This window comes from Pseudomonas sp. GM24 (genome assembly GCF_000282235.1).
GTDB lineage: Bacteria > Pseudomonadota > Gammaproteobacteria > Pseudomonadales > Pseudomonadaceae > Aquipseudomonas.
In genome coordinates this window covers 3104-9312 of sequence record NZ_AKJR01000108.1, presented here as the reverse complement: position 1 = coordinate 9312, position 6209 = coordinate 3104, and the positions used below count along the sequence as shown (strand labels likewise).

The 6209-nt window shown below is 59.8% G+C and carries 8 protein-coding genes; 3 read left to right on the top strand and 5 right to left on the bottom strand.

From position 1 onward, the window contains the following. Window positions 1-81: 81 nt before the first annotated feature. The 5 genes from PMI23_RS14305 to PMI23_RS14285 form a co-directional block, all read right to left on the bottom strand. Window positions 82-1104, bottom strand: coding sequence for an SIS domain-containing protein (locus PMI23_RS14305; RefSeq protein ID WP_007909014.1), 1023 nt, complete (start codon window positions 1102-1104; stop codon window positions 82-84). Beyond that, window positions 1085-2191 (bottom strand): N-acetylglucosamine-6-phosphate deacetylase, encoded by a 1107-nt coding sequence (gene nagA, locus PMI23_RS14300; RefSeq protein WP_007909012.1) that lies wholly within the window; start codon window positions 2189-2191, stop codon window positions 1085-1087. Before nagA ends, PMI23_RS14305 begins: the two co-directional genes overlap by 20 nt. Before the next feature lie 40 nt (window positions 2192-2231). After that, window positions 2232-2963 carry a GntR family transcriptional regulator gene (locus PMI23_RS14295; RefSeq protein WP_007909006.1) on the bottom strand — a complete coding sequence of 244 codons (732 nt, stop codon included), beginning with the start codon at window positions 2961-2963 and terminating at the stop codon, window positions 2232-2234. Between the two features lie 287 nt (window positions 2964-3250). Beyond that, window positions 3251-3766, bottom strand: coding sequence for a L,D-transpeptidase family protein (locus tag PMI23_RS14290; protein WP_007909004.1), 516 nt, complete (start codon window positions 3764-3766; stop codon window positions 3251-3253). Window positions 3767-3879: 113 nt separating this feature from the next. After that, a complete protein-coding gene (locus tag PMI23_RS14285; protein WP_007909002.1) occupies window positions 3880-4431 on the bottom strand; it encodes an NUDIX hydrolase in 552 nt (183 codons plus the stop codon). A gap of 147 nt (window positions 4432-4578) precedes the next feature. Here PMI23_RS14285 and PMI23_RS14280 point away from each other — a divergent pair, with 147 nt between their 5' ends. The 3 genes from PMI23_RS14280 to PMI23_RS29305 are packed head-to-tail and all read left to right on the top strand — an operon-like array spanning window position 4579 to window position 5954. Beyond that, window positions 4579-5178: a CoA pyrophosphatase gene (locus tag PMI23_RS14280; RefSeq protein WP_007909000.1), complete on the top strand. Its 600-nt coding sequence runs from the start codon at window positions 4579-4581 to the stop codon at window positions 5176-5178. 45 nt (window positions 5179-5223) lie between these two features. Then, window positions 5224-5748, top strand: coding sequence for a gamma carbonic anhydrase family protein (locus PMI23_RS14275; protein WP_007954617.1), 525 nt, complete (start codon window positions 5224-5226; stop codon window positions 5746-5748). After that, window positions 5745-5954 (top strand): DUF1289 domain-containing protein, encoded by a 210-nt coding sequence (locus PMI23_RS29305; protein WP_007908996.1) that lies wholly within the window; start codon window positions 5745-5747, stop codon window positions 5952-5954. Before PMI23_RS14275 ends, PMI23_RS29305 begins: the two co-directional genes overlap by 4 nt. Window positions 5955-6209: the final 255 nt, after the last annotated feature.

The window sequence follows — 6209 nt, the reverse complement described above, 5'->3', positions numbered from 1 at the left end:
GGCTGCGATCTTTTGATCTTGTTTTTTTGGATCAAAATCAAAAGATCGCAGCCTTCGGCAGCTCCTACAGGCTTGCTTCAATTAGTGCGTGCGGGTCACTTTGCTCAGGTGGCGCGGCTGATCCGGGTCCATGCCACGGGCCACGGCCAGGCCTGCGGCCATCACGTAGAAACTCTGGATCGCCAGAATCGGATCGAGCGCTGGATGTTCGGCGCGGGTCAGGGTCAGGTCGCGCTCGGCGATGTCATCCGGCGCGGCCAGCAACACACGGGCGCCGCGTTGACGCATTTCTGCCGCCAGACTCAACAGACCAGCCTGTTCGGCACCGCGCGGGGCGAAGACCAGCAACGGATAGTGTTCGTCGATCAACGCCATCGGGCCGTGACGGACTTCGGCACTGCTGAACGCTTCGGCCTGAATCGCCGAGGTTTCCTTGAATTTCAGCGCTGCCTCTTGAGCGATGGCGAAACCGGCACCACGGCCGATTACCATCAAGCGCTCGCAATCGCGCAGGGCTTCGATAGCCACACTCCAGTCCTGTTTCGCCGCTTCGCGCAGACCTTCAGGCAGGGCGTTGCCGGCCTCCAGCAATTCGCTGTCCTCTTTCCAGTGCGCGATCAAGCGGGCGCTGGCGCTGAGGGTGGCGATAAAACTTTTGGTCGCGGCGACGCTGCTTTCAGTCCCGGCGAGCAGCGGCACGCTGAACTCACACGCGGCTTCCAGTGGCGAGTCGGCGGCGTTGACCATCGACACGCTCAACGCGCCACGCTTGCGCAACAGTCGCAGGCTGTTGACCAGATCCGGGCTCTGCCCCGATTGCGAAAACGCGAATGCAACCTGACCGCTGACCTTCAACGGTGCCTGCTGCATGGTCACCACCGACATCGGCAGCGACGCTACCGGCACACCCAGTTGCTGCATGGTCAGGTAGGCGAAGTAGCTCGCCGCGTGGTCGGAGCTACCGCGCGCAACGGTCATCGCCACTTGTGGTGGCTGACGGCGCAGGCGCCCGGCGATCTCGATCATTTGTGCGTCGAGCTGTTGCAGTTGGGCTTGCACGGCCTCGAACGAGGACAGCGCCTCCTCAAGCATTTTTGAAGTCAATGTCTTCTCCTTCGACCATGACGGCGGTCAGTGTGAGTGAGCGATCGAGCCGCACGCAGTCGGCCCAGGCACCTGGTGCAAGGCGCCCGCGTTCAGTAATGCCGAGGTAGTCGGCGGGGAATTGCGAAAGACGTTGTGAGGCTTCGGCGATCGGCAAACCGATCTTCACCAGATTGCGCAGGGCCTGATCCATGGTCAGGGTGCTGCCGGCCAAAGTGCCGTCCGGCAGGCGCACGCCGCCCAGGCATTTGGTCACGGTGTGGCTGCCGAGTTTGTATTCACCGTCGGGCATGCCGGCCGCAGCGGTCGAATCGGTGACGCAATACAGGCACGGGATCGAACGCAGGGCCACGCGAATGGCACCGGGATGCACGTGCAGCAGATCCGGAATCAACTCGGCGAATTTGGCGTGGGCCAATGCGGCGCCGACGATGCCCGGCTCGCGGTGATGCAGCGGGCTCATGGCGTTATAGAGATGGGTGAAACTGGTCGCGCCGGCATCCAGAGCGGCGACGCCTTCCTCGTAACTGCCGAGGGTGTGGCCGATTTGCATGCGCACGCCACGGCTGCTCAGCTCACGGATCAAACCGTCATGACCGGCGATTTCCGGGGCGATGGTGATCACCCGGATCGGCGCCAGTGCCAGGTACTCTTCGACTTCGGCCATCAACGCGGTGTGGGCGAAGTTCGGTTGCGCACCGAGTTTTCCCGGATTGATGTACGGGCCTTCGAGGTGTACGCCGAGGACCCGCGCGGCACCTTTCGGACGCTGTTCGCAGAACTCTCCTACTTCCTTCAGGACGCTGGAGATCTCGGCACTCGGCGCGGTCATGGTGGTGGCCAGCAGCGAAGTGGTGCCAAACCGCACGTGGGTTCTGGTGATGGTTTCGAAAGCGCTGGCGCCTTCCATGATGTCTTTGCCGCCGCCGCCATGGACGTGCAGGTCGATGAAACCGGGCAGCAGATACGGCAGGTCATTAGTTGCCGGATCGCAAGGCACGCCTTCGATCGACACGACTTTGCCGTGTTCGTGGATCAGCCGGCCGCGAACCCAGCCGCTGGCGGTGAGGATGTTGTCTTCGGACATTTTGGTTCTCGCTTTGGGCCGCTCTCAGCGGCGCAGCTCTTTATCTACGAAGCTCTGCAACAAAGTCGTAGTAGTCGTTGCGGCAATAGGTGTCGGTGACTTCGATCGGCGTGTTGTCTTCCAGATAACCGACCCGGGTCATCAGCAGCATCGCGGTGCCGGGAGCGATGCCGACCAGCGCGGCGAATTCGTCCGAGGCGTTGATCGCCTGAATGTGCTGCAAGGCGCGGACGATCGGTTTGCCGATGCCGTCGAGGTATTCGTAGAGCGAATCGCCGACCAGTTGCGGCTTGGGCATGATCGAGGCGGGCAGGGTGCTCATTTCGATCGCCATGACCCTGTCATCGGCTTTGCGCAGACGCTTCATGCGCGCAACCTTGTCGTTCGGCGACAGGCTGAGGCGGATCAATTCTTCATGAGTCGGCAGGGTGATTTCGCGTTCCAGCCATTGCGAGCTGGGCACGAAGCCCTTGAGGCGCAGCATCTCGCTGAAACCGGAGAGACGCGATAGCGGTTGTTCGAGGCGTGGGGTGATGAACGTGCCGGAACCTTGCAGGCGACGGATCAGGCCTTGATCGAGGAGGACTTCCAATGCCTTGCGGGCAGTCACCCGGGAAATGCCCAGTTGCTCGCTGAGGTTGCGTTCCGAGGGCATCGCCTGCTCGGACTTCCACTGCCCGGCATGAATCGCTGCTTCCAGATTGCGTGCCAGTTGCAGGTACAGCGGCGTCGGCTGAGAGTCGTCCGGGCGTAAGGTATGGAGGTCGTTCATGTAGGGCATTTCCGTCGCGAGTATAGGATTGTTGTGGCTCGCTTGTGGGGCGGAAATTAATACCACTTGAATACCATGTCAACGCGATGAAACAGCGCCATGTCTAATGAATTGGCGGTATTCAGGGGGTGTGGTTTCAAGTGGTATTAGTGGTTGGCCAGGAAAAGCAAAAGATCGCAGCCTGCGGCAGCTCCTACAGTTGAGAGTGGTATCACCCTTGTAGGAGCTGCCGCAGGCTGCGATCTTTTTGATTTATTTTTTAATGCCGACCAATGGTCGTGAGGAAGTTAAGGGCGGATTTCGACCATCGTGCCGTCCGGCACCAGATTCCACACTTCGCGCATGTCGACGTTACGCATGGCGACGCAGCCGTCAGTCCAGTCGAGGGTGTGGAACAGGTCTTCCGGGGTTTCTTCCGAATCCGGCGTGCCGTGGATCATGATCATGCCGCCGGGCTCGACGCCTTCACGTCGGGCGCGGGCCGAATCGCTGATGTTCGGGTAGGAAATGTGCATCGACAGGTTGAATTTGTCGCTGGTCTTGCGCCAGTCGATCCAATAGAAACCTTCTGGCGTGCGCTTGTCACCCTCTATCAGTTTCGGGCCTTTCTTCGCGCCTTTGCCCAGCGAAATGCGATAGGTCTTCAGCGGCTTGCCGTCAGCGATCAACTGCAGTTGATGAGCCGCTTTGAGCACCAGGACTTTCTCGATGAGCGGGGTATTCGAAGGCGTCACGGTGGTCACGAAGGACGCTTGGGAGACGGTAACGAACGACAGGCAGAACAGGGCAAGCAACCAGCGCATTGAAACGATTCCCCAGGGAGTGACGCAGATAACCAACATTTTATATGTATGTGTACATGTAGGAGCTGCCGAAGGCTGCGATCTTTTTGTCGGCCATCACGCCAATGTCTTGATTAAATAATGACCGGCTGCGCCAACGGAGGAATCGATTCCGACCGAACCGGATACGCCTCGATACGCCGATCAGCGAAGAAGCATTCTAAGGTACGCCCCACCGTGCGGAAAGCCAGCTCGTCCCAGGGAATGTCGGCTTCGTCGAATAGTTGCACTTCGAGGCTCTCGGGGCCGGCGGCGAAGTCCAGATCGACCAGCTCGGCGCGGAAGAACACATGCACCTGACTGATGTGCGGCACATCGATCAATGTGTAGATGCTCAGATTGCGCACGCGGGCGCAGGCTTCCTCGGCAGTTTCGCGTACGGCGGCCTGTTCGATGGTCTCGCCGTTCTCCATGAAACCGGCGGGCAAGGTCCAGTAACCGAGGCGCGGCTCGATGGCGCGGCGGCAGAGCAACACTTTTGTACCCCAGGTCGGTACGCAACCGGCGACGATATTGGGGTTCTGATAGTGAATGGTCTGACAGCTGTCACAGACAAATCGCAGCCGCGAATCGCCTTCGGGAATGCGTTGGGTGACCGGGTTACCGCAGTGGCTGCAAAATTTCATGCTGGGCTTCCTGAATGCTGCGCCTATCTTGGCGTGCAGCGGTGTCGGTCGGCAAGTTGTCGTTTCGCGACACGACGGGTTTCGGGGGCTTGGGCGCTCGCAACGATTGGTGCATGATGCAAAGTAAGGCACAGATCGAGAACACTCATGCTGGACGAGCTACTGCATAGGGTAAGCAACCACACACCGCGCACGCTGGAGACTGACACACGTTTCCCCGAGGCCGCCGTTCTGGTGCCGATCACCCGCAGTGACCAACCGGAACTGGTACTGACCCTGCGCGCCAGCGGGCTTTCGACCCACGGTGGCGAAGTCGCCTTCCCGGGTGGTCGCCGCGATCCGGAAGACCCGGATCTGATCTTCACCGCGCTGCGTGAAGCTGAAGAGGAGATCGGTCTGCCGCCCGGCCTGGTCGAAATCATCGGCCCGCTCAGTCCGCTGATCTCCCTGCACGGCATTAAGGTCACGCCTTATGTCGGCGTCATCCCCGATTTTGTCGAGTATCTGGCCAACGATGCCGAGATTGCCGCGGTGTTTACTGTGCCGCTGGAATTCTTCCGCGAAGACCCCCGTGAACACACGCACCGCATCGACTATCAGGGCCGCAGTTGGTACGTGCCAAGTTATCGATTTGGTGAATACAAGATCTGGGGGCTGACGGCGATCATGATCGTTGAGTTGATCAATCTGCTCTATGACGCCAAGATCAGTCTGCACCAACCCCCTAAAAGCTTTATTAACACCTGAGCCATCGTTCGAATGGCCATCACCGTGGGCGCTGAGGAAGACAAGATGAAATACCGTTTGGGCGACGCCCGTGTCGAGACCCACCCACAGAGCTGGGTCGCGCCCAATGCCGTGCTGGTGGGCAAGGTCAAACTGGAAGAGGGCGCCAACGTCTGGTTCAACGCCGTGCTACGCGGCGACAACGAACTGATCCTGATCGGCAAGAACAGCAATGTGCAGGACGGCACGGTGATGCATACCGACATGGGCTATCCGCTGACCATTGGCACCGGCGTGACCATCGGCCACAACGCCATGCTCCACGGCTGCACGGTGGGCGATTACAGCCTGATCGGCATCAACGCGGTGATTCTCAACGGCGCGAAGATCGGCAAGAACTGCATCATTGGCGCCAACTCGCTGATTGGCGAAGGCAAAGAGATTCCCGACGGTTCGCTGGTGATGGGCTCGCCGGGCAAGGTTGTGCGCGAGCTGACCGAGCCGCAGAAGAAAATGCTCGAAGCCAGTGCCGCCCACTATGTGCATAACTCGCAGCGTTATGCCCGCGATCTGGTTGAGCAGGAAGAATGAACACGCCAGAAAGACCAGTAGCCTCGCCATGCGTGAATATTTGTGCGCTGGATGAGGCTGACATCTGCACTGGCTGCCAGCGTACGGTCGAGGAGATCACCCGCTGGGGCCGCATGACCAATGACGAACGCCGGGTGGTGCTGGGGTTGTGTCATGAGCGGGCGAAGGCGAGTGGGTTGGTGTGGATGATCCCTTCGAAATCTTGATCGACTTGAGAATGCCCTCACCCTAGCCCTCCCGAAACGTCGGACCGCCCAGAGGGAGAGGGGACGGGCCGAGATGTCTTACGCTATACGCCGACTTGGCATGCCGAGTCGAACTCAGGTTTTGAAAAGCCTCCGATCGGCTCCCTTTCCCTTCGTCTGAAGGGGGAGGGAATGACCGGGTTGATTGTTCGGTCCATACCGGCCTGCGTTCTCGAGTCGAACTCGGGATTCGATTCAACGAAGATCTGCTCCCTT